Source organism: Pseudoalteromonas rubra (assembly GCF_004212645.1).
Classification (GTDB): domain Bacteria; phylum Pseudomonadota; class Gammaproteobacteria; order Enterobacterales; family Alteromonadaceae; genus Pseudoalteromonas; species Pseudoalteromonas rubra_G.
In genome coordinates, this window is sequence record NZ_PPUZ01000043.1 from 34,386 (window position 1) to 56,241 (window position 21,856).

Annotated in this window: 23 protein-coding genes and 2 tRNA genes; 6 read left to right on the forward strand and 19 right to left on the reverse strand. The window is 49.4% G+C overall.

From position 1 onward, the window contains the following. Nucleotides 1-58: 58 nt before the first annotated feature. The 16 genes from nhaC to nhaR form a co-directional block, all read right to left on the reverse strand. Entirely contained in the window at nt 59-1,534 is a 1,476-nt protein-coding gene (nhaC, locus tag C3B51_RS15940; RefSeq protein WP_125721394.1) for a Na+/H+ antiporter NhaC, read from the reverse strand. 242 nt (nt 1,535-1,776) lie between these two features. Then, nucleotides 1,777-3,813: a carboxy terminal-processing peptidase gene (gene prc, locus C3B51_RS15945; protein WP_130245708.1), complete on the reverse strand. Its 2,037-nt coding sequence runs from the start codon at nt 3,811-3,813 to the stop codon at nt 1,777-1,779. 10 nt (nt 3,814-3,823) lie between these two features. Continuing rightward, a complete protein-coding gene (gene proQ, locus C3B51_RS15950) occupies nt 3,824-4,495 on the reverse strand; it encodes an RNA chaperone ProQ (protein WP_010386041.1) in 672 nt (223 codons plus the stop codon). An 8-nt stretch (nt 4,496-4,503) separates the two neighbouring features. Continuing rightward, a complete protein-coding gene (locus C3B51_RS15955; RefSeq protein ID WP_125721398.1) occupies nt 4,504-4,788 on the reverse strand; it encodes a hypothetical protein in 285 nt (94 codons plus the stop codon). Then, complete coding sequence (locus C3B51_RS15960; protein ID WP_130245709.1) at nt 4,789-5,247, reverse strand: GAF domain-containing protein; 459 nt, start codon at nt 5,245-5,247, stop codon at nt 4,789-4,791. A gap of 122 nt (nt 5,248-5,369) precedes the next feature. Next, nucleotides 5,370-5,747 carry a hypothetical protein gene (locus tag C3B51_RS15965; RefSeq protein ID WP_130245738.1) on the reverse strand — a complete coding sequence of 126 codons (378 nt, stop codon included), beginning with the start codon at nt 5,745-5,747 and terminating at the stop codon, nt 5,370-5,372. A gap of 89 nt (nt 5,748-5,836) precedes the next feature. After that, nucleotides 5,837-9,061: a complex I subunit 5 family protein gene (locus C3B51_RS15970; RefSeq protein WP_130245710.1), complete on the reverse strand. Its 3,225-nt coding sequence runs from the start codon at nt 9,059-9,061 to the stop codon at nt 5,837-5,839. Then, nucleotides 9,058-10,572, reverse strand: a complete 1,515-nt coding sequence (locus C3B51_RS15975; RefSeq protein WP_130245711.1) for a complex I subunit 5 family protein — start codon at nt 10,570-10,572, stop codon at nt 9,058-9,060. Before C3B51_RS15975 ends, C3B51_RS15970 begins: the two co-directional genes overlap by 4 nt. After that, nucleotides 10,572-10,859 (reverse strand): NADH-quinone oxidoreductase subunit K, encoded by a 288-nt coding sequence (locus C3B51_RS15980; protein WP_046003137.1) that lies wholly within the window; start codon nt 10,857-10,859, stop codon nt 10,572-10,574. Before C3B51_RS15980 ends, C3B51_RS15975 begins: the two co-directional genes overlap by 1 nt. Continuing rightward, complete coding sequence (locus C3B51_RS15985; RefSeq protein ID WP_130245712.1) at nt 10,856-11,617, reverse strand: Na(+)/H(+) antiporter subunit B; 762 nt, start codon at nt 11,615-11,617, stop codon at nt 10,856-10,858. Before C3B51_RS15985 ends, C3B51_RS15980 begins: the two co-directional genes overlap by 4 nt. Before the next feature lie 33 nt (nt 11,618-11,650). Continuing rightward, the gene (locus C3B51_RS15990; protein WP_125721405.1) at nt 11,651-11,893 is read right to left on the reverse strand and encodes a DUF4040 domain-containing protein; all 243 of its coding nucleotides are present in this window, start codon (nt 11,891-11,893) and stop codon (nt 11,651-11,653) included. Further along, on the reverse strand, nt 11,880-12,221 hold the full coding sequence (locus C3B51_RS15995; RefSeq protein WP_130245713.1) for a cation:proton antiporter: 342 nt from the start codon (nt 12,219-12,221) through the stop codon (nt 11,880-11,882). The genes C3B51_RS15990 and C3B51_RS15995 overlap by 14 nt, the downstream gene beginning before the upstream one ends. Further along, the gene (locus tag C3B51_RS16000; protein WP_130245714.1) at nt 12,218-12,475 is read right to left on the reverse strand and encodes a monovalent cation/H+ antiporter complex subunit F; all 258 of its coding nucleotides are present in this window, start codon (nt 12,473-12,475) and stop codon (nt 12,218-12,220) included. Before C3B51_RS16000 ends, C3B51_RS15995 begins: the two co-directional genes overlap by 4 nt. Next, nucleotides 12,472-13,041 (reverse strand): Na+/H+ antiporter subunit E, encoded by a 570-nt coding sequence (locus C3B51_RS16005; RefSeq protein WP_125721410.1) that lies wholly within the window; start codon nt 13,039-13,041, stop codon nt 12,472-12,474. Before C3B51_RS16005 ends, C3B51_RS16000 begins: the two co-directional genes overlap by 4 nt. Further along, a complete protein-coding gene (locus C3B51_RS16010; RefSeq protein WP_130245715.1) occupies nt 13,038-15,800 on the reverse strand; it encodes a cation-transporting P-type ATPase in 2,763 nt (920 codons plus the stop codon). Before C3B51_RS16010 ends, C3B51_RS16005 begins: the two co-directional genes overlap by 4 nt. Before the next feature lie 146 nt (nt 15,801-15,946). Then, nucleotides 15,947-16,849: a transcriptional activator NhaR gene (gene nhaR, locus C3B51_RS16015; RefSeq protein ID WP_125721415.1), complete on the reverse strand. Its 903-nt coding sequence runs from the start codon at nt 16,847-16,849 to the stop codon at nt 15,947-15,949. A 178-nt stretch (nt 16,850-17,027) separates the two neighbouring features. Between nhaR and C3B51_RS16020 the strand changes: the two genes are divergently transcribed. Beyond that, entirely contained in the window at nt 17,028-17,333 is a 306-nt protein-coding gene (locus C3B51_RS16020) for an HPF/RaiA family ribosome-associated protein (RefSeq protein WP_125721417.1), read from the forward strand. 59 nt (nt 17,334-17,392) lie between these two features. On the opposite strand, the gene C3B51_RS16025 is transcribed toward C3B51_RS16020, so the two are convergent. After that, a tRNA-Ser gene (locus C3B51_RS16025) sits at nt 17,393-17,483 on the reverse strand. A 59-nt stretch (nt 17,484-17,542) separates the two neighbouring features. Continuing rightward, nucleotides 17,543-17,633, reverse strand: a tRNA-Ser gene (locus tag C3B51_RS16030). 261 nt (nt 17,634-17,894) lie between these two features. On the opposite strand from C3B51_RS16030, the gene C3B51_RS16035 reads away from it, so the two are divergent. Genes C3B51_RS16035 through C3B51_RS16055 form a run of 5 tightly spaced genes read left to right on the forward strand, consistent with a single transcriptional unit; the run spans nt 17,895 to nt 19,928 of the window. Then, nucleotides 17,895-18,560, forward strand: a complete 666-nt coding sequence (locus tag C3B51_RS16035) for a Bax inhibitor-1/YccA family protein (protein ID WP_125721418.1) — start codon at nt 17,895-17,897, stop codon at nt 18,558-18,560. Nucleotides 18,561-18,614: 54 nt separating this feature from the next. Next, a complete protein-coding gene (locus C3B51_RS16040; RefSeq protein ID WP_125721420.1) occupies nt 18,615-18,968 on the forward strand; it encodes a DsrE family protein in 354 nt (117 codons plus the stop codon). Then, on the forward strand, nt 18,965-19,324 hold the full coding sequence (gene tusC, locus C3B51_RS16045) for a sulfurtransferase complex subunit TusC (RefSeq protein ID WP_125721422.1): 360 nt from the start codon (nt 18,965-18,967) through the stop codon (nt 19,322-19,324). The genes C3B51_RS16040 and tusC overlap by 4 nt, the downstream gene beginning before the upstream one ends. Next, nucleotides 19,321-19,596, forward strand: a complete 276-nt coding sequence (locus tag C3B51_RS16050; protein WP_130245716.1) for a hypothetical protein — start codon at nt 19,321-19,323, stop codon at nt 19,594-19,596. The genes tusC and C3B51_RS16050 overlap by 4 nt, the downstream gene beginning before the upstream one ends. A 2-nt stretch (nt 19,597-19,598) precedes the next feature. Beyond that, nucleotides 19,599-19,928 carry a TusE/DsrC/DsvC family sulfur relay protein gene (locus C3B51_RS16055; protein WP_125721426.1) on the forward strand — a complete coding sequence of 110 codons (330 nt, stop codon included), beginning with the start codon at nt 19,599-19,601 and terminating at the stop codon, nt 19,926-19,928. Nucleotides 19,929-19,934: 6 nt separating this feature from the next. Here the strand turns inward: C3B51_RS16055 and C3B51_RS16060 are convergent, their stop codons facing one another. After that, a complete protein-coding gene (locus C3B51_RS16060) occupies nt 19,935-21,842 on the reverse strand; it encodes a propionyl-CoA synthetase (protein WP_130245717.1) in 1,908 nt (635 codons plus the stop codon). Nucleotides 21,843-21,856 lie beyond the last annotated feature (14 nt).

Below are 21,856 nucleotides of genomic sequence, written 5' to 3' on the forward strand. Positions count from 1 at the left end.
GACGAGTAAAAACGCCTCATATTTAATGAGGCGTTGTTCTGTGATTCAGCTTAAACGCTTATGATGCGTCAGAAGCGGATTTCTCCTGTTGCATTGTTTTGGGCTTAATTTTCAAAATCTTGATACCCAGGTAAGCATATACAATCGCCAGGAATGGGTTGATCAGGTTAAAGAAAGCATAAACGGCATAGTCAAGTGGATTGATCAACAAGACGCTTTGCATATAGGCACCACAGGTATTCCAGGGTATAAGAGGACTGGTGATCGTCCCGCCATCTTCCAGCGTTCTGGATAAGTTCACGCTTCTCAGGCCACGTTGCTTATATTCTTCTTTAAACATACGCCCAGGCACCACAATGGCGATATACTGATCAGCCGCAACCAGGTTAGTGCCAAAACACGTTGCAACCGTAGAGGCAATGAGAGAGCCTGTGCTCTTTGCCACTTTGAGAATGCTCTTAACAAATAGCTCAAGCAGCCCTGTTTTTTCCATAATGGCGCCAAACATCAACGCCGTCATGACCAGCCAGGTTGTTGTCAACATGCTGGACATACCGCCGCCACTGAGTAAGTCGTCCATTTTGGCGTTACCCGTTTCAAGGCTGAACCCGTCAAAGAAGGTCGCCCAAACCAGTTTGAAATGGCTGACCAGCACACCTTCGTCTGGGTTGACCTGGCTCGCTATCAAATCTCCCTGGAACAACAGCGCCCAAATTGCGCCAATGACCGCGCCGATTGAAATAGCCGGAAAAGCGGGCATTTTTTTAATGGCAAGGCCCAGTAAGATAGCAAGGGGCACCAGATTAATAATGCTGATGTTGAAGTTGCTTTGCAGGATAGTGGCAATTTCATCGATTTTGCTCGACTCACTCGACACATCCGCGTTGAACCCCATAAAGATAAAGATTATCAAAGCAATGACAAAACTTGGTACTGTGGTCCACAGCATGTGCTGAATATGCTCAAACAGGTCACTGCCTGCCACTGCGGGTGCCAGGTTAGTTGTTTCTGAAAGTGGCGAGAGTTTGTCGCCAAAGTAAGCACCCGAGATCACCGCGCCAGCTGTGACAACCGGGTCGAGCCCCAAACCATTAGCCACGCCTAATAAAGCGACACCTATGGTTGCAGCCGTCGTCCAGGAACTACCGATACTCATGGCAACTATGCCACAGATCAAACAGCCTGCAGCATAAAACCAGGAAGGATGAATGATCTGCAAGCCATAATAGATCAAGGTCGGTACCGTACCAGACAACAGCCAGGTTCCGATCAAAGCGCCGACCATCAGTAGGATAAGGATTGCCCCTAAAGAAATCGTGATACCTTTGATCATGGCTTCTTCGAGCGTTTTCCAGGTAAAACCATTTTTTAGGCCAATTAATGCGGCCGTAAAGGTCGCAAACAGCAGGGCTATCTGGTTCGGCCCTGAAGAAGAGTTATCACCGTACAGGTATACAGCAGCGCCTAACAGGCTGACTAGTACCACAATTGGAATAAAGGCATCCAGATAGGATGCTTGCTTTTGTTGTCTCAAACCAGAATACTCCTTCGCACTTAATGGAGTGCTTTATTATTATCTCTGCCGGGTCAGTTCAATGGTTAAGCACAACACCTGAATCTGCGCCCAAGACAGCGCCAGACAGTTTCTTGCCTGACTATTTTTAATATTGCAGCTGTCAATAATAACAAATTTCCCACGCACTGGTAACGAAAAAAGGCGCTCAAAGCGCCTTTTCATCGTTTAGCCTGCTGTATACCTGGCTTTAAAACGGGTGTTCAGTCACCTGAATTGTTCTTGGCCAGGCGACCGTAGTTGATCAGATCTTGTGTGATCAACGCCGCTTCTTCCAGGTAAGGGTCCAGCTCTGCGATGATATCTGGTACATCGTCCAAATCTTTCACAGGTTCCTGCCCTAAGCGCTTAAGGCGTTCGTTGGTGCGCTTCAGTGCACGCTCGTCACGCTCTTCACGCTCTTTGGTACGCTCAGCTTCCACCAGTGAAATGGCAATATCGTCTTTTTGTTCTTTATATCGCGCAATATCATCGTAAACGTAAGCAAACTCAGGTTCTTTTGCAATACGAAGCCCATGACGTTCGCTCAAATATTTAATCGTCGGACTCAGGTCATCTAACTGGCGATATTTGGCTCTGACAATACTGTCCCAAGGTAACGCATTATCTTCCTGGCTCTCACCCCACTCTGCCGGGTCAACTGCAGAAGGCAGTAAAATATCCGGAATAACCCCCTTGTTCTGGGTGCTGCCACCATCGATTCGATAGAATTTAGCAATGGTGTAGGTAATGCTGCCAAGTGCGTTATCAAACAGATCATAAGTTTTTCTGAGGCCACGGTGTTGCTGTACCGTACCTTTACCGAACGTTTGCTCCCCGATCACCACTGCACGACCATAATCCTGCATTGCAGCGGCAAAAATCTCTGATGCCGATGCACTGTAACGATCTACCAATACGGTTAGCGGGCCGTCGTAATAAGTCACACCGTCACTGTCTTTTTGTGCTTCAACACGGTTATATGCAGTATGGATCTGCACTATCGGGCCTTTATCAATAAATAACCCTGACAGCTGAGTGGCTTCGTACAATGAACCGCCACCGTTTTGTCTGAGATCAACGATAATGCCGTCCACTTTTTGTTCTTTGAGCTTTTCCAGCTCCCTTTTCACATCTTTCGACAAGTTGTTATAGAAGCTGGGGATTTCGATCACACCGATTTTGCTGGTGAGATCTGAATATTTGGCTTCAAACACCTCTGACTTCGCAGCCCGGTCTTCAAGACGGATTTTATCTCGCACGATTTCCACCACTTTGGGTGTACCATGGGTGTCACTGCCTTTAAGATACTGAAGCCGTACTTTGGTCCCTTTTGGACCTTTAATGAGATCGACAACATCATCGAGACGCCAGCCAATCACATCGACAAACTCTTCCCCTTCCTGTGCCACACCCACAATGCGGTCATCCGGTTTGATTTTTTCTGTTTTGTCGGCTGGGCCACCAGGAACAAGACTGCGAATAATCGTGTAGTCTTCGTCATAACCCAACACAGCACCTATCCCTTCCAGCTCAAGCTCCATGTCCATTTTAAATTGCTCAGCACGACGAGGCGATAAGTAGGAAGTATGCGCTTCGATGCTACGCGCAAAGGCATTCATCACAATCTGAAAGGCATCTTCGTTGTTGGTTTGAACCAAACGTTTGATGGTGTTTTTATAGCGCTTGGTCAGCACTTCTTTGATGCCTGCCCAATCTTTGCCAGTGAGTTTTAAGCGCAAAGCGTCGGACTTAACGCGTTGACGCCAATACTCATCCAGCTCGGCCTGAGTGCTGGCAAATTGCATCTCTTCTCTGTCAAATACAAACTCGTCTGGTTTATCAAACTTCATTTCTGTATCTAACAGAGAAATCGCGTAGTTAAAGCGCTCGTAGCGACGCTGCATGCTGACGTTGAACATGTCAAAGGCAAAATCGAGTTTGCCTTTTTTCAATGCATCGTCAAATTGCTTTCTGTAGTTCGCAAACTTGTCGATGTCTGACTGAAGAAACAGAGACTTGTTATAATCGAGATTCTCGATATAACGGTCAAAAATTTGCTCAGACAGCGCATCGTCGAGTTTAAAGCGCTTGTAGTGCTCACGAGTAAATTTACTGGTTACCCTTTTGGTTGCCGTCGCATGCTGGATTTCAGGCTCCAGTACAGGAATGTCTTTTTCCGTGACAGTCTGTGTTGCAGCTGAACACACGCCAGACACAAACAGTGCGATTGCACCAACTAAAGGTAACTTATTACTCATACACTACTCCTTAAAGAATAAACAGGCTTTCTGCTTTTGTTTTAACTTGCATACCTGTCACTAATTCAACATGAACTTCATCTTTGTTGACTTCAGTGATGGTTGCATTAACTAAGGCCTGTCCTAACTTTACTTTAACCTTATTATTTACCTTGACCTCATTTGCCGGCAGAGGTTCAACTTTACCTGAGCTACGACGTTGCTGCTGCTCTGGCTTAGCATTAACTTTAGCGTTTTTATTGCCGTGACGGTGCTTGTTCTCACCGCGAGATTTGTAAGATTTTGTGTCACCATCGCGACGGCGCTCACCACGACCATCTTGTCTTGGGCGTTGTGGCTTCTTACGTTTAGCCATTTTAGCACGTGACTCTTCAAGTGCTTTTTGCGCATGTTCTACATGTTCCTGCTCAACTTTCTCGGCATCATTACCGTCCAAGTCAACACGAAATTCATTGTTAATCACGGCTTCTAAGTAACGCCACGAAGAAGTGTACTTGCGCAGCGCCTGGCGGACCTGAGTTTTACTGACTTTTTCAGATCCCTCGATTCTGGCGGCAATATCTTTGAAGATACCGACCTTAAGCGGTTTAATACCGTCTTTTTGTTTAAAACACTGAGGAAACTCGGCATATAAAAAGTCGAGAACCTCTTTGATATCTTTTAGCTTGTTTGTGGTTTCCATGTCTAAACCTATAGTTCAATATTATCATCAAGAGATGACTGAATGTAATGTGTAACCCAGTCAACGAGTTCATCATACTCGGCTTCAACAAGTGCTAAATCGCCGCGCAGATGTTCCCATATTCCATTTATAATTAAATCAATTTGCTCGCACGCCAGATCGTCAGGTATTTGCTCCCAGGCTACGTGGATAAGCTCATTCAACGTTTCTGCGACACGCTCTTCGTCCCCTTCCCAGTCTCCGACATCGAAATTTGAAAACAGGTAATCCTGAACGTTGAGTAATTCTTTCATTTACAATGTACCCTCAAAGCATTTAACCAGTGCTTCCAGGCCTATTTTATCTTCATCGTCAAACCTTGCCAAACTCGGGCTATCGATATCCAGCACAGCAAATAATTCACCGTTTCTCATCACAGGGATGACGATTTCGGAGTTTGATGCAGCATCGCAGGCAATATGACCATCAAAGCTGTGCACATCCTCGACGACTTGAGTGGTTAGCTCAGCAGCCGCCGTGCCACATACGCCTTTGCCAAGCGGAATTCGAATGCAGGCGGGATTGCCCTGGAAAGGACCTAATACGAGCTCATCTTTACCATCTAAAAGGTAAAAGCCAGCCCAGTTTATGTCTTCCAGTGAGGTAAATAACAGGGCGCTGAGGTTTGCCATATTGGCGATGTAATTGTGCTCATCACCAATCAGGGCCTGAGCTTGTAGGCTAAGAGTATCGTAGAACTTTTTCTTCTGCATTGCGGTCATTCAACAAATTTACATAAGAAGTAAAGGTACTCTTTCGTGCAGCTAAATGAAACCTTTTAGACAGAAAAACTATTAAATTAGTGTAAAACACCACCGGGCTGTATAAAAAGCCATCACACCCTATGCGCATTGCGACGCAAACTGAACAAAAACAGCCCTGCACCCAGTGCCGCCATCACCGCATTGATAATAAAAACTATACCGGAACTGGCAACGAATAAAAAGCTAAACAGCGCCCCTCCGAGCATGCCAGCCGTCAAAATGCCTGAATAACTTAGCTTGTTATAGCGCAGCAGCAATAAATAGGCTGGTAAGACAAAAAATGCCATGGATAACCCAACGATATGGGCATTCGCCACGGCCGTCATCAGAATTTGAAACAGCACTTTACTCTGGCCGCTTATCAGCGCGTAATAGCTCCCCAGCACAAGCCCAATGATGAGCGGAGACAGTAACGAATACCCCACAGCCTTAGCTACTTGTCTTTTGATCATCTTTTTCACCTTTTCACACTTTGCATAGACATGTTCAGTGTTAACGGCAAACGCATGTATCACAAGTCAACTTTGGTCTAATAGGTTTAAACAACCATAAACCATAACAGCATGCTCAAAAGCACAGCAAACAACACACCCGGCGTCACCGCAGAGCGTAAGGTCGCAGTGGCTATGCCTATCAGCCGTGCCTGCCTTTGTACAACCTGCTGAGGCAGCTGCCAGGAGGTGCTCTTTATTTCACCTTTCAGCAATTGCAAACCATCCGCCGTGGTATTTGCACCAAGACGCACCAATGTGCCGGCCTCTACATACGCAAGATTGATATCACCTGGTGGCAGTGGTTCCATATTATTTACAAAGGTACGTGTTGCGAAGTACAAGCCAACCCCAAGTAAAACTGGCCATGCACTCCCCCACACACTCGCCACGGTAAGTTGCGTAGACCATGCTGCGTCAGCCTGAGGGATCAGATAACTCATGACTAAAACCAATGTAAACAATGCCGCATATGCGCCTAACTGAAGTCTATCCGGCTGACCCGTTGTGGCGTTTGCGCGCTTTTGCCCTATCAATTGTAAAAATCGCATCATCAGCCAGGTGGTACCGACTGCGGTTAATGGCAATACAGTGCCCATCAGCAAATCCCGCCCGACCACATCTTTTAGCGCTACCTTGGCAACCGCGCCACTGGTCAACGGCAACCCGGCCAGTGCTGCAGCAGGCAGCGTTACTGCTAGCCAACACAGCCAGGGATACTTCTGCCATGCCAGGGTGCTATTCATCCCTGCAAAAAGGAACAGCGCTGCTTTAGCCAGCCCGTGGTGCACCGCGTATAATACTATTGCAGGCAACAACAAAGACCATATTTCGGGATATTTCAGCCCCGCCCCAATCGCGGCTATCAGAATACCCATCTGGCTCATTGTTGAGTAAGCAAGTAAAGCTTTGGGGTTTTCCTGCGTTACGCCCACTAAAACACCAAAAAATGCCGCAAACAGGCCAAGCACCACAAGTACAGAGCCAAAGGTTGCAAAGGCGACTTCACCAAACGGAATAAACTTCAGCCAGCCCAGCAGGCCGGCTTTGACCATGATGCCGCTCAACAACGCACTGGCGGCAACGGGGGCAACGGGGTGCGCCAGTGGCAGCCACACGTGCAGACCAAACAATCCCGCTTTAACGCCAAACCCGGCAAGCAAAAACCCAATTGCCCATGCTGGGTAAGCCTGCTCAGGGTTACCTGCTGAAGACGGGTCAACTGAGCCAAAAGCAAGACCAGCCAAAGCCGTAAACAGCAACAACTCTCCCAGCACCGCCCATTGCATATAAGACTTACCGGCCTGATGTGCCTCCTGTGTATCAAAGTGTACAACCAGGCCGTACGAGGCCAGGCTCATTAAAGTAAAGAAACTGATGAACCCAGACATGTCCTCGGCGAGTATAAGCCCAAAGTTACCGCACATGGCGAGCAGGAAAAACAGGCAAAAACGCACTTTGCGCGCATCGTCTTTGGCAAAGTTGACGGCAAAAACCGCCGCCAGAAGCCATAAGCAGGCCGCAAGCAGGAAAAAGGTCGAGGTAGTGTCATTGAGCGTCATGATGCTGCCAAAGAACAACCAGGGCGTGGTATTTGTGCCTTGCGATGACGCACAAAAGGCTAGCAGCGCTGCGGCGGCTGACATCGGTAAAAACCAATGAGCAATTTCCTGCATTCGTTTGAGGACGAGCAGCAGCACGCAGAATATGGGCGTAATAATTGCCAGCCACATCCAGGGGATCTGTTGCGAGCTTACCGCCAGTATCGACACAAACTCACTACCATACTCCCGGGCTGCTATTAGCTTAACCCAGTTGAGCGGACTAAACTGAGCATCTGCAAATAAGCCTGCACTCAGTGCAAGTATCGCGGTCACTATGGGCGGCAGCATCAGCATCCAGTGCGTTTCAAAGCGCCCGCGCGGTTGCTCTTTGGGCCAGTCTCCCTGCTGCGGCTTAAACCAGGCAGCATACAGAATGGGCAGGAAGTAGATAGCATTAAGCAGGCTGCTAATAATCAGCACCCCAAGCACCCAATAAAAACCCGCCTCTAATGCACCGGTACCCAGATACCATTTGGAAATAAAGCCCGCAGCAGGCGGGATCCCTATCATCCCCAGCACCGCCAGACTGAACGCCAGCATAGTGAGTGGCATGCGCTTACCAGCACCATTCATTTGACTGACCTTAGTGACGCCAAGTGTTTCTGCAATACTACCGGCACAAAAGAACATAGTGATTTTCATCAACCCCTGATGGACCAAATGTGCAATCCCGCCGATCGTCGCAATCGGCCCGGCAATGGCAGTCCCCAGTGCAATGTAGGACACCTGACTGACCGTCGAATAAGCCAGCCTGCGCTTCAAATCATCCTGAAACACCGCCCGGGTCGAGCCATAAACAATGGTAATAGAGGCCATGACGGCCAGTATGATGGTCAGCCCCAGCTCCTGTGCAAACTCAACGCCATAAACATCATATACCACTCGCACTATGCCAAATGCGCCCGCTTTCACGACAGCAACGGCATGCAACAAGGCACTGACCGGCGCAGGTGCAGCCATGGCAGACGGTAGCCAGCCGTGCAGCGGTACCAACGCTGCTTTGACACCCAGGCCTATGATGATCAGAGCAAAGATCACTTTTAAATGAAGCGGGTCCAGATGCGGCATGGAGGCCAAAATCCCGGTTGCGGTGAAATCCAGTGAGCCCGCCAGGGCTTTAAGCCAGACAACACCGGCCAGCAGGCTGACTCCACCCAGCATGGTGTAGATCAGATATTTACGCCCTGCTGCCAACGATGCCTTATTCCCTTTATGCACAACCAGCGGATAGGTTGTCAGCGTCAGCAACTCATAGAATATCAAAAAGGTGATCAGGTTGCCCGCAAGCGCAACACCTATGGTCGCAAATACGCACAGACTAAAGAACCCGAAAAAGCGACTGCGATTGGGAGATTGCTCCAGATAGCCGATGGCATAAATCGTGGTCAGCAACCACAAAAAACCGGATAAGGCGACGAACAGCAATGACAGCGCATCCGCATGTAGCACCAGATCCATGTTAGGCAGTAAAGGGAGACGCGTTTCAAACACCTGCCCCTGATAGACGCCCGAGATCATCACTAAGATTAGAGCCACACAGCTGCCAGCCCCCAAAAAGTTCAAAGTCTTTCTGAGTATCGGCTTGTCGTCACTGACAAAGAATATTGCAATGCCCGATGCCAGCGCGCTCAGTAAAATCAATAAAGGCAGAGTACTTTGCCACATCATTCGCCGCCTCCTATCATGATGAGATCAATGATCAGATCCGCATTAAAGCCCAGCGCCATCGTACAGAGCGCAAGTGCCAAACCACTGAGCGGCATCGCTACGGGCACCTTCTGCCAGTTATCGGGGACAACCTGCTCAGAGGCGTGCTCTGGTTTAATAAATGCCAGATCCAGGACTCTGAATATGGCCAGTGCCGCCAATAGTCCGCCGGTGAGAATGATCACAACCCACCACCACTGGTGCGTATCTATGGCAACATTAAGCATTAACCATTTAGCGATAAACCCGGCACTGGGTGGCAAGCCAATTAAACTGCCACCGGCTATCGCAAACGTGAATAAACTCAGCGGCATATACTTAGCCATGCCCTGCAACTTGGCGATATCATCGTGCCCCAACGAATGGATGATATTACCAGCAGCAATAAACATTGCCGCTTTGGCACAAGCATGCGCAACAATAAAGTAGGACACCGCAGCCAGTGCACTTTGATGCTGTGCAGCCAACTGTGATTCTGACACCCCTTCTGCGCTCATCAATAGCGGGAACAGTAAAAACAAATACCCTATCTGCGCGACGGTCGAATAGGCCACCATCAGTTTTAAGCGTGTCGCTCTGAGTGCCTGAATGCATCCCCACAGAATCGCCAGCCCCCCAAGAATACCCAGTAGCATCAGCGCATCGTTGGTGACAGCCGGCGCTAAAATCTCCATCCAAAATCTCACCAGCAGATAGAACGAGGCTTTGACAACCAGTGCAGACAAAATAGCGCTGACCGGTGCCGGAGCACTGCCGTGCGCATGGGGCAACCAAAAATGTAGCGGAACCAGCGCCGTTTTTAACACAAGACCCACAGTGATAAGCGCCAAGGCTGCCCAGCTTAGTGGGTTCGAATCGGCCTTCGCAGCAAGCTGAGCAAAGTCCAGTGTGCCGTAAAGGTGATACAACAAAGCCACAGCCATTAAGTAACAAAGTGACCCAAGCAAGCCCACCAGCAGATACCGCAGCGCCGCTGTCAGGCCCGCCTTGTTACCACTTAGCGCAACCAGCGCAACCGCAGCCAGCCCGATGATCTCGAGTGTCACATACACATTGAAGATATCAGCCGATAAAAATAGCGCGTTAATCCCTGCCACCAGCAACCACCAGAGCGGCCAAAAACGCACACGAGCAGGCGAAGCCGAAAAATAATAAGCAGAATAAAAGGTCAATACCGTGACTAAGAAAGTCGTCAACGTCAGCAGCAGTGCAGAAAATCCGTCCAGACTCAGTGCAATACCTAACGGCGCCTGCCAGCCAGCGAGAGGGTATCTGAATGCCGCTGTGCTCTGGAGCCCCTCAGAAGGTAGGCCTAGTAAAATAGCACAGATCACCAGTACCAAACTCAATGCCGCAAGCAACCCTGTCAGCACCTGCCCATGTTTGGAATTTATCAGTACAGAAAAGATGGCGCCTGTCAGGGGAATAGCGACCAGCAGAGGAAGTAAAGAGGATACGTCAGATATCGGCATTAAGCGTCTTCCTCTTGCTGTTCAAGTGCGTTAATTCTTACCACCAAAGACAAAGCCATCGCAGTACCTGCAACGGCCACAACAATGCCAGTCAGCACCATCGCATGTGGCACAAAATCAGCGGCAACGCCAGATGACGCATTGGCGATAAACACCATAAAAACCCCAACGCCACAAATGTTTATTGCGAGGATCTTTTTCATCACGTGAGCAATCGCCAGCACGCCAAACAGCCCCACGCCAAACAAAACAATGCCAAAAACAGCATATAACATCGCTTGCGTCATGAGTGCTCCTCCTTTTTTGGACCCTCGTACTTTGCACGGGGTGGTTCAACCTGCAACGCACAAAACAGCAACACTAAAATCGCCGCAATGGTTAACGTTGCCGCGACTTCTATTACCAGAATTAACATTCCAGCCCAAGCTTGCGGGTAAGCCAATGCGATGCCGCTTGACAGGATCACAGCTGCGCCCACCAGTAAAAATACAGCCAAACCCACAACTAACAATAATCGCGCGGCTGGTGCATTAAAATTAAAACTATGATGGCCGGCCAGCAGTAACAGAATACCGGCGCCCGCCAGTAAGGCACCAGCCTGAAACGCCCCGCCTGGCAAGGCTGCACCGGTCCATAAAAGATACCCTGAGGTCACCACAATCGCGGGCAGTAACCAACGCAGAAATGCCTCCAACACAAAGCTGCGCTCGGTCGGTACCGACACGCTAATAAATCTCAACTTGCTTTGCTCTGTGCTTGCAGGCATTACTGCCAGTGCCACAATCAACAGCACCGCAACCTCAAGTAACGTGTCGTAGCTGCGAAAGTTGAGCAACACCGCAGTGACCGGATTATCAACACCACTTTGTGCAAGGTTGGATGCGACCAGCGTCACAAGGGGCTGCTCAGCAGATCCAAAGTCGATAAGCGCTTTAATCAAAAAAAGACAAGCTGCGGCGATTGCCAGGACAAGCATAATCAAGACGCCGAGTGGCAGACCTGCTTTTTGTTGCGTATTACGACCCAGCGTCAAGTCATTAAACATAGATTACCTCTGCGGTGAGTGTTCAGATCAGCCTTATTGACTGAGCTGCCTGCGAGTGGCGATGAGCAGCGCGCCCGTTAAACCAGCACCAATGGCTGCTTCTGCAATCGCAACATCCCAGGCACCGAGCCTGACCCAGGCAAGTGTGACCAGCAGGCCCATACTGATAAATAGCAGAATGGCCTGGAATAAGTCTTTAGCTGTCAAGCACAGTACAGCCGTCACGACGGCACCACAGCCCAACAGCAGATCGATAACTAACTCACCGTTTATCATACGTCTGCTCCTTAAATTCGCGCCCCTGCTCATTGCCGCTTTGCTCGCTAATTGTTGGCCCTGTTTGACTGGCCAACAAATAGCAGGAAACTGCACCGGCCAGCATAACCGCAACCCAGATCACCAACAGCTGGATTGCATCAGCCACCTCGCCAACCTGAGGAAGCACACCCAGTACAATAAACCCCAGCCCTAAATTATCGGCTTTGGTCAGGGCATGTAGTTTTGATAGTTCATCAGGAAAGCGCCATAATCCGACGCAACCTGCAACAAAAAAGAACACACCCAGTGTCACCATCACCAGGCTGTACCAGTCGAAGAGCGTCATGATTTAGTCTCTCCCATCTTCACCAGAATAACCGTTGCGGTCGGTGCCAGCAGAGCTAAAACCAGTGCCACATTAAACAACGCGCTTTGCTGGTAAACCACAGCAAGCAGTGCCAGAATGGCCACACCTATGGTGCCAAACAGCTGCAAAGAAAGTATCCGGTTAAGTTTGGAAGGACCTAACCACAGGCGCCATAATCCACCTAGCAAGACCAGGGTTAAAACCGTAACGGCCAGACTCAAATAGTCACTCATAATTGCTCCTTCAATGCTGGCACCGTTTGTTTATCTATTTCTAAATCAAATAAATAGGCGATTTTTTGTTCACAGTCAATCACATCTCTGTAATTGTCCTCACTCACCTCTAGCATATGGATCAATAATTCTTTTCCTTCTAGCTGAGCACTCAAAGTACCCGGCAACAAGCTGATCAGGTGTATAAACCACAGCTGTGTATGCCCCACTGGTAATTGTACTGAGTACAATATAGTTCCCGGGCGCATTTCAATACGCGGCGAAAATGCCAGACGTGCGGTTTGTATTCCCCCTTTTAACGAGTTCAGCAGAAAATACGGCAACAGACGCAGCAAGCGGCCATAATGCAGCTGGCCTGTTACAGGATTGCCATTATTCTCTGCTGTACTCGGTGTACTGTTAAATAGACACATGCTCATCCAGACAGACACAGGCACAACGACAATGCCTACCACCCAGGAGGACCATGCTCCTTTCGTGAGTAGCAGCCAAAGTGCACTGAAGATCAATGCTCGGATAAGCAAGGTCCGTTTGTCTGAAGTGTGAGAATGTGTCTTTGAGTTCATACTGATTCGCTCACTCTGTTAGTGTTTGGATCTGACGTGGCCTGAGACGTTTTATTTCTGCCGCGCAGGTGCTTCTCAACCCCAACAATCAGGGATATTAACCAACCACAGGCAATAACACGCAGCCAGGCTTCCAGCGAGATAGGCGCACTTTGGAACCAGTCATTCATTAAAGGCTGATAGGTAAACAAGAGCTGCAGCGCCATCATCAATGCGATACCAATCCAGATCCAGCGGTTTGAGAACATCCCGACTGAAAACACGGAGCGGTCCAGCGAGCGACAGTTAAACAGGTAGAATGCTTCGCCGACGACAAACATGGCAACCGCCACGGTTCTGGCTTGTGCTTCTGTTGCACCCCACATCAGCTCCAGCTCGTACAGGCCAAAGGCTAAGATACACAATAACGACGACACCAACAAAATACGCCACATTAAGACACCGTCTATAATGGGTGCATCCGGGTCGTATGGAGGACGTTCCATAATGCCCTTTTCTCTGGGCTCAAACGCCAGCATCAGACCGAGTAATATCGCGGTGGTCATGTTAACCCACAGAATATGTACGGGTAACAAAGGTAAAGAAACACCCAGTAGCACGGCCAGCAAGATAACCAGGCCTTCCCCGCCGTTAGTTGGCAATGTCCAGACAATGAACTTTTTGAGGTTATCGAAGACACCCCGGCCTTCCTCAACCGCTGCGCGCACAGTGGCAAAATTATCATCGGTCAGCATCATATCCGATGCATCTCTGGCCACTTCGGTTCCGTTGAGCGCCATGGCCACACCAATATCGGCCCGTCTGAGCGCTGGAGCATCATTTACCCCATCCCCCGTCATCGCCACTACATGGCCTTCAGCCTGGAGCGATTTTACCAACTGTAACTTGTTCTCAGGGCTAACCCGTGCAAACACGTCATTGTTACTGGCAATGTCACTGAACTCATGCTCCGACAAATCCCCTAACTGATAGCCAGTGACGGTTTTACCCGCGCTTTGCGGTTGAATAATGCCAAGCTGTTTGGCGATGCTGGTAGCGGTCAGTGCGTGGTCGCCGGTGATCATCTTGACCCGGATCCCTGCGCGGTGACAGGCTGCAACGGCCTCAATGGCTTCCGGGCGAGGCGGATCTATCATTGCCTGTAAGCCGAGGAACACCAGCTCACCAGCCACATCGTCATGACTCAGCGTAGTTTGCTTCTGGGAAGTCGCTTTGCTGGCAAAAGCAAGTACCCGCAGCCCCTTAGCGGCAAGGCGCTCCACTTGTTGTTCAATGGTATCCTGGTCAAGCGCGACACAAGCGCCCTGCTCATTGAGCATAAACTGACACTTGGGCAAAATACTCTCGATGGAGCCTTTCATGTGAATGATGCGCGCATCGTCAACGTCATCCAAAGTAGCCATATACTGATATTCAGATTGGAACGGGATGCAATCGACCCGTTTGGCGTTCAGGCTGCCTGAGGCCATATTGGCTTTATGTGCCGACACCAGCAATGCCGCCTCAGTCGGGTCGCCGCTAATGCGCCACTGTGCGTTTTGCGTATCCGGTGCCATAAGCTGAGCGTCATTACACAAAGCCCCCGCTCTGAGCGTTGCATAAAGACCCGGCTGGGTGCTGGGGTCAATGGCCGCGCTCTGTAGCTCGGACTGTGGCATCTGAGCCTGAATTTCACCCTCTGGATCATACCCATTGCCAGATACCGCATAGAGCATTCCGCCGCTGTAGATTTGCTCTACCGTCATCTCGTTTTTGGTCAAGGTGCCCGTCTTGTCAGAGCAAATAATAGTGGTGCTTCCCAGTGTTTCAACCGCTGGCAAGTTACGGATCACCGCTTTACGTTTCGCCATCCGCGAGACGCCGATGGCCAGCATAATTGTGACCGCCGCAGGTAAGCCTTCGGGGATCGCGCCCACCGCTAAGGCAACCGCCGCCATAAAGGAGTCGAGCAAAGGCTGACCGTGCAGATATCCGATCAATAAGGTGATTGCCGCCAGACCCACAATCGCGTACAGCAATACATGGCTGAACTGCTTGATGCGCTTGGTTAATGGGGTATCCAGTGTTGGCGTGGTTGCTATTAGCTCGGAGATTTTGCCAATTTCGGTATTGTCACCGGTCTCGGTGACTACCCCAACGCCGGTACCATACACTACCAGTGTCGACGAAAACGCCATATTCTGGCGATCGCCCAGCAAGGCTTCTTTGGCAAGCACCTCAAGGTTTTTCTCGACAGGGACCGACTCGCCGGTCAGTGCCGACTCATCAACCTGTAAGTCTCTGACCTTTACCAGGCGCATATCCGCCGTCACTTTATCACCTGCCTGCAGCAATACGATATCGCCTGGAACGAGTTGTTGGGCGGGAATGGTGGATTTTACACCGTCGCGGATCACGGTTGCGGTTGACTTAATACTGCCCGACAAGGCATTGATGGCATTGATCGCTTTAGACTCTTGTACAAAGCCAATGATGGCGTTGAGTAACACCACAGCGAAAATGACGATTGAGTCGACCCACTCCTGGAGGGCCAGCGTCACGACGACCGCAGAGAGTAGAATATAGACTAAGGGCTGATGGAACTGCAGGGCAAACCGCTTGAGTGGCCCATCGCCATCGTGTTTAGTAATGGCGTTCGGCCCAAACTGAGCTTGTTGCCTGTCGACCTGTTGCGGTAATAAGCCCCGCTCCGGGTCAGCCTCGAACTGCTTGAGTACTGCTTCTGAGTGTTGACTGTGCCAGTCTTTCAGATCTTGCATAAAACACCTCGGGAACTAGTTGTACTAAAACTATACTAGGGTGCAGCAACAATATGTAAAACTCGAATTATTAAACTTAAAGAGTCGAAAAATACGAACAGTAAGTTTGGCACAAAGTTGATCTTATGCCACTTTAGCGTCGTATATTACTTAAATAAAGACGCCTTGGCTGCGTTAAAAATAGCCGCAATGGCCGGGTGGCGGATCTTACGCTCTGCCGAAATCGCATAAAACTTTTGTTTGATGTGAGGCAGCTCTCCAACCGGGCGCACGTGAAATGCATCACACACATCTTTGGCAATCGTGCTGGGCATAAAAAATAGCCCCAGGCCAGACTGGCCAAACGATTTCATCAATGCACTGTCGTCAAACTGGGCGACAATATTGGGGTGAATATTTTGGTCGCTCAGCCAAAAATCAAACTCTTTGCGAATTTCATGTTGCTGTGTCGGCAGCAGCAAGGGCGCGTTATTCAATGACATAGGAAAGTTTTTGGCATACTGACGGGCCAGCGCCGGCGCGGCCAAAAAGGTGATACCGCTTTCTCCAAGTAGATGATTATAAGCCTTAACACTGAAAGCCCCCGTCACGGGCACATCACTTAAAACCAGATCAACTTTATGTATCGCCAGATCGGCGAGCATACTATCAACAGGCCCTTCCAGACTGGTCAACCGAATGTCCTGCTCAATGTGCATGGCCGGCTCAATGATCTTATGGACTATGGTTTTAGGTAGTACGCTCGACGCTCCCACAATAAACTCCGCCGGCCCCACCGCGCTGTTGCCTTTTAATACATCACTGAGCTCATTGCCCAACTCAAAGATTTCGTCGGCATAACGCAATACGACTCTGCCGGTATCGGTTAAGCGCAACCCGCGCCCCTCTTTTTGCAGTAGCTCGTTGCCTACCCGCTCTTCGAGCAAAGACAACTGGCCACTGATGGTTTGCGGGGTAATATTTAGTTTGGCACTGGCTTTGGCGATACTGCCCTCATGGGCCACCGCCCAAAAATATTTTAAGTGTTTGTAGTTAATGACATCCTGCATGGGGCTTCCTCATAGTCAAAGACACTTCGAATAATCCGAACTGTAGTATATAGAACAAACGATTTCTCTTAATTCTTTTCGATTGATAGGCTTGATCAGGTAGCACTTCATACTAAAGGCAACGTTTGAGTATGCCTAAAAGACAGGCTAGTGATAAAGCAATCAACGAGAGTAGAATATGTGGGTAGATGTGTTTTCATCCCATAGTGACACAACAGAAGCCGAGGATAATCATGTCGATGCGCAAATAAGGCTAATGCTTGGCCGCTATGCAGGGCAAATAGACAAAGTCGAAGTATATCTTTTAACCGATGAGGATATGGTACAAGCCAGTCCCCAATATCATTGCACCATACGGGTTGGACTGAAGGGCTTTCAGGCCATAGAAGTCAAAGAGGTAGCGGGTAAGGCGTCTGATGCGATTGATGCCTGCGCGCATCGCGCCAAGCGCTACGTAAAAAGAGCATTGCGGTTTGCGGGCTAAGCACAGTCTGATGGCGGAAAAGAAAAAAGGCCGCGAGTCTGAGGCTTGCGGCCTTAATGTGGCGGAGAGATAGGGATTTGAACCCTAGATACGCTATTAACGTATGCCGGTTTTCAAGACCGGTGCTTTCAACCACTCAGCCATCTCTCCAAATCAGATTGTCGCCGCTCGCCTGTGAACTCTGATGGGCAAGCCTGCGTAAAATAAAGTGGCGGAGAGATAGGGATTTGAACCCTAGATACGCTATTAACGTATGCCGGTTTTCAAGACCGGTGCTTTCAACCACTCAGCCATCTCTCCGCAGCGGGGCGAATATTAGAGAATCCCGGCCCCCTTGTGAAGCTTTTTTTTCGCTTTTTTGTTTAATTGGTTAAAATTCACTTGATTTGTACAAACATCGGACACATTGAAAGATTTTAGAGGCTAATGTCAGTAGTTAAAGAACTTTTACGGGGGTTTTAAGGTCTACTTACTCAGAAAGGTTTGCCGAGTGATTTAACTCTTGGTAATCTTGGCCTAGAATAATTTTCGGAACATTGTGTTTCTAATAAGGAGCTGAAAATGGCGTTCAATCATTCGTACACTGGCCAAAAAGTGGCTATGTCGACGGTCGAAACTAACAAGGTGCTTAAAAACACCTACTTCCTACTGGCAATGACACTGGCATTTAGTGCGATTACTGCTGCCATCTCTATGACTATGGCACTACCGCGCTTTACCGGTCTTGTCTGTTCATTAATTGCTTTTGGTCTTTTATTCGTTATCCAGAAAAAAGCGAATTCCAGCTCAGCGATTGGCTTGGTTTTCCTGTTCACAGGTTTACTTGGCTTTGGCTTAGGCCCACTGCTTAGTCACTATGCGGCGATGCCAAATGGTAGCCTGTTGATTGCACAAGCGCTTGGTTCAACGGCGTTGGTGTTCTTTGGTTTGTCTGCTTACGCGTTAACAACTAAAAAAGACTTCTCTTTCATGGGCGGTTTCCTGGTTGTTGGTATGTTGGTCGTGATTGTATCTAGCCTGGTTAACCTGTTTATCGGCAGCTCAGTTGCTTTTATCGCGATTAACGCGGCGGTTGTATTGCTTATGTCTGGTTTTATCCTGTACGACACAAGCCGTATCGTTAACGGTGGTGAGACAAACTACATCCTGGCAACGGTCAGCCTGTACCTGAGCATCTATAACTTGTTCACAGCCATTCTTTCGCTACTTGGCTCAAGTGATGACTAATCTGCTCAGTTTGCTAAAATAAGCCCCATTCGGGGCTTTTTTTATGAGTAACTTTTGAGCCAGTACGTACTTTCCCTGCACAGCGATGTCAGTAACCACGATGCGTTACAACAGTTGCTGCGCTTTACCCAAGCTTTACAGGCACAAGATCATCAAGTCGCTTGTATCTTCCTTTATCAGCAAGCCGTTTTGTTTGCCAGTCAGCATTTTAGTTTGGCCAGCGACGAACTTCAGCCAACACAGCTGTGGCAATCCCTGCATGACGCAGGTATTGCGCTAAAACTGTGCGTTACCGCGGCAGAAAAACATGGCCTGGACACCACCCAATGTGGCCCTTTTGAGGTTGCCGGGTTGGCAGAGTTTGCCATGCTGGCAACGAAAGCGGATAAATGGGTGCAATTCAAATGAGTGAAAACATTCTGGTTATCAACCACACCGCTCCATTCGACGGCGCCCGTATCCGGGAAGGATTAGACATGGCATTGATTTTTGCTGCGCTGGATCAAAATGTCTCCTGGCTTTTTAAGGGTCCTGCGGTATTAGCTTTAAAACAAGGCAACGATGCATCCCACTTAGGTATCAAGAACTACTTTAAACAGCTCAAAACGCTGGAGATTTATGATGTTGAGCAAGTCTATGTCTGCGCTCAAGCCATGCAGCGTTTCGCGCTTACCCCTGAGGCGCTGAATATTGACGCCCAGGTCCTGACTTTGGAGGCACAACAAGCATTACTCGCACAGCAAAGCAAGGTGGTTAGTTTATGAGCCTTCCAACATTACATATTTTTTCTAAGCCACTGAGCTACTATCATGATGTATTCAGTGCAAGCTTGCTCGGCGAGCAAGATGTGCTGCTGCTTACACGGGACGCCTGTTATGATCAGGCGGCGTGGCGCTCGCTTAGCACCAACCGCACCTGTATGCTCAGTGTCTGTGCGCAGGCACGCGGGATCAGCGCGCAAGATAATATCGAACCGCTCAGCGACCAGCAGTGGGTCTTGCTGGTTGAGCAATGTCATAAAACTATTACGTGGTAACTATGCTCGTTTTTCAAGACAAACAAATCGAAACAGACAAAGAAGGCTACCTGCTCAATCATCAGGACTGGCATAAAGAGCTGGCGCCATTGCTGGCCCAGCAAGAGAATATAACGCTGACAGACGCCCACTGGGAAGTAGTCAACTTTGTGCGCGATTTTTACGAAGAATACAATACCAGCCCGGCCATTCGTATGCTGGTTAAGGCCATCGGGCAGAAGCTGGGTGAAGATAAAGGTAAAAGCATATACCTGTATAAACTGTTTCCGAAAGGTCCGGCAAAACAGGCCACAAAAATAGCCGGTCTGCCAAAACCGGCTAAGTGTATCTAGTCTGCCTTAGGCTTGTTGCTGTGTGGCATGCCACAGCACACTGATTTCATCAAGCGTGGCAGGGTCGTCAATGGTCGACGGGACTGTCATCGCTTCACCATCCACCAGCTGGCGTAAGTTTTTGCGTAATATCTTTCCCGAGCGTGTTTTTGGTAAACGCTCTACAACCAGAATTTGCTTCAGACAAGCAATTGCGCCTATTTTGCCTCGTACAGACTGAACAAGTGCTGCGCGCAGCTGCTCCTGGGTAAGATCCACACCATCTTTAAGCACCACCATAGCCACGGGCACCTGGCCTTTTAGCTCATCTTTCGCTGCAAATACGGCACATTCGGCCACGGCTTCATGCGCTGCAACCACCTCTTCCATTTCACCGGTTGATAAGCGATGACCAGCTACGTTTATGACATCATCCGTGCGCCCCATAATGAACACATAGCCTTCTTCATCAAGGTAACCGCCGTCTCCGGACAGGTAATAGCCCGGAAATTCTGATAGGTACCCTTGTTTAAAGCGACGACTATTTTGCCAAATATTGCTCAGACATCCGGGCGGCAATGGGGTTTTAAGTGCAATGAGGCCTTGTTCGTTCGCGCCGCAGGGTTCACCGTCTGAATTCAGGACACTCAATTGATACCCGGGTGTTGGCACTGATGCGCTGCCCGCTTTGGTCGGCAAGGGTGATAATCCCATTGGGTTTGCCGCAATCGGCCAGCCAGTCTCGGTTTGCCACCAGTGATCAATTACCGGCAAGCGTGTAACAGATTGCAGCCAGTCATAGGTTGCCGGGTCCAGGCGCTCACCTGCGAGGAACAAGGTTTGCAATGAGCGAGTATCATACTGAGCAAACAGTTTTCCCTCTGGATCTTCTTTCTTAATAGCACGAAATGCAGTCGGCGCACTGAACAGCGCATTCACCTGATATTCTTCGACCACCCGCCAAAATGCGCCTGCATCCGGCGTTCTGACAGGTTTACCTTCGTACAATATGGTGGTACAGCCAAATAAGAGTGGCGCATAAACAATATAAGAGTGGCCCACAACCCAACCTATATCCGACGCGGCCCAAAATACCTGCCCCGGTTTCATGCCGTATACGGTATCCATACTGTAGTGCAATGCGACAGCATGACCACCGTGCTCACGTACAACGCCTTTGGGCGTACCGGTCGTACCTGAGGTATACAAAATATAAAGGGGGTGCGTTGCACTCAATGGCACAGCATCGACCTGCGGAGCCGCTGCAACCTGCTCGCACCAGTCAAGATCACGCGGCGCAGACATCTGCGCACGATATTGAGGGCGCTGCCAGACAATCGTGTGCTCTACTTGATGCTCCGCCAGCTCTAACGCTTCGTCCAGCATGGGCTTGTATTCAATCACCCGGCCTACCTCAACACCACAGGATGCGCTTAGCACCAACTTAGGTTTCGCATCATCAATGCGTACAGCCAGCTCTTTGGGTGCAAAGCCACCGAATACCACAGAATGGATAGCCCCGATCCGCGCACAGGCCAGCATAGCTATGACAGCCTGCGGGATCATAGGCATATAAATCACCACCCGATCACCGGCTACCACACCAAGATTGCTCATCGCGCCTGCAAATTGACTCACTTCCTGTAATAATTGCGCGTAGGTGTAGCTGTGTTTTTGCTCGGTCACAGGCGAGTCATAGATAAGTGCAACTTGCTCTGCCCTGCCCTCGTTGACATGGTGATCCAGCGCCAGGTAGCTGGTATTCAGTTTGCCATCTGCAAACCAATGGCTCAGTGATTCTTCATCAATGCTGACGCCCGTTTTAGGTGTGGTATGCCAGTTAAGGCGCCCAGCCTGGTTTAGCCAGAATGCCTCCGGGCTTTGCTCAAATTGTTCGTATGCCTGTTGATAGGCCTGATATGCGGTTGTTGTCATAATGATTTCCTGTT

What these genes read in the sequence shown, in the direction of transcription:
- prc (WP_130245708.1), bottom strand. Translation starts at nt 3,813, where the DNA reads ATGAGTAATAAGTTACCTTTAGTTGGTGCAATCGCACTGTTTGTGTCT.
- proQ (WP_010386041.1), bottom strand. Translation starts at nt 4,495, where the DNA reads ATGGAAACCACAAACAAGCTAAAAGATATCAAAGAGGTTCTCGACTTT.
- C3B51_RS15955 (WP_125721398.1), bottom strand. Translation starts at nt 4,788, where the DNA reads ATGAAAGAATTACTCAACGTTCAGGATTACCTGTTTTCAAATTTCGAT.
- C3B51_RS15960 (WP_130245709.1), bottom strand. Translation starts at nt 5,247, where the DNA reads ATGCAGAAGAAAAAGTTCTACGATACTCTTAGCCTACAAGCTCAGGCC.
- C3B51_RS15970 (WP_130245710.1), bottom strand. Translation starts at nt 9,061, where the DNA reads ATGATGTGGCAAAGTACTCTGCCTTTATTGATTTTACTGAGCGCGCTG.
- C3B51_RS15975 (WP_130245711.1), bottom strand. Translation starts at nt 10,572, where the DNA reads ATGCCGATATCTGACGTATCCTCTTTACTTCCTCTGCTGGTCGCTATT.
- C3B51_RS15980 (WP_046003137.1), bottom strand. Translation starts at nt 10,859, where the DNA reads ATGACGCAAGCGATGTTATATGCTGTTTTTGGCATTGTTTTGTTTGGC.
- C3B51_RS15985 (WP_130245712.1), bottom strand. Translation starts at nt 11,617, where the DNA reads ATGTTTAATGACTTGACGCTGGGTCGTAATACGCAACAAAAAGCAGGT.
- C3B51_RS15990 (WP_125721405.1), bottom strand. Translation starts at nt 11,893, where the DNA reads ATGATAAACGGTGAGTTAGTTATCGATCTGCTGTTGGGCTGTGGTGCC.
- C3B51_RS15995 (WP_130245713.1), bottom strand. Translation starts at nt 12,221, where the DNA reads ATGACGCTCTTCGACTGGTACAGCCTGGTGATGGTGACACTGGGTGTG.
- C3B51_RS16000 (WP_130245714.1), bottom strand. Translation starts at nt 12,475, where the DNA reads ATGAGTGACTATTTGAGTCTGGCCGTTACGGTTTTAACCCTGGTCTTG.
- C3B51_RS16005 (WP_125721410.1), bottom strand. Translation starts at nt 13,041, where the DNA reads ATGAACTCAAAGACACATTCTCACACTTCAGACAAACGGACCTTGCTT.
- C3B51_RS16010 (WP_130245715.1), bottom strand. Translation starts at nt 15,800, where the DNA reads ATGCAAGATCTGAAAGACTGGCACAGTCAACACTCAGAAGCAGTACTC.
- nhaR (WP_125721415.1), bottom strand. Translation starts at nt 16,849, where the DNA reads ATGCAGGATGTCATTAACTACAAACACTTAAAATATTTTTGGGCGGTG.
- C3B51_RS16020 (WP_125721417.1), top strand. Translation starts at nt 17,028, where the DNA reads ATGTGGGTAGATGTGTTTTCATCCCATAGTGACACAACAGAAGCCGAG.
- C3B51_RS16035 (WP_125721418.1), top strand. Translation starts at nt 17,895, where the DNA reads ATGGCGTTCAATCATTCGTACACTGGCCAAAAAGTGGCTATGTCGACG.
- tusC (WP_125721422.1), top strand. Translation starts at nt 18,965, where the DNA reads ATGAGTGAAAACATTCTGGTTATCAACCACACCGCTCCATTCGACGGC.
- C3B51_RS16050 (WP_130245716.1), top strand. Translation starts at nt 19,321, where the DNA reads ATGAGCCTTCCAACATTACATATTTTTTCTAAGCCACTGAGCTACTAT.
- C3B51_RS16055 (WP_125721426.1), top strand. Translation starts at nt 19,599, where the DNA reads ATGCTCGTTTTTCAAGACAAACAAATCGAAACAGACAAAGAAGGCTAC.
- C3B51_RS16060 (WP_130245717.1), bottom strand. Translation starts at nt 21,842, where the DNA reads ATGACAACAACCGCATATCAGGCCTATCAACAGGCATACGAACAATTT.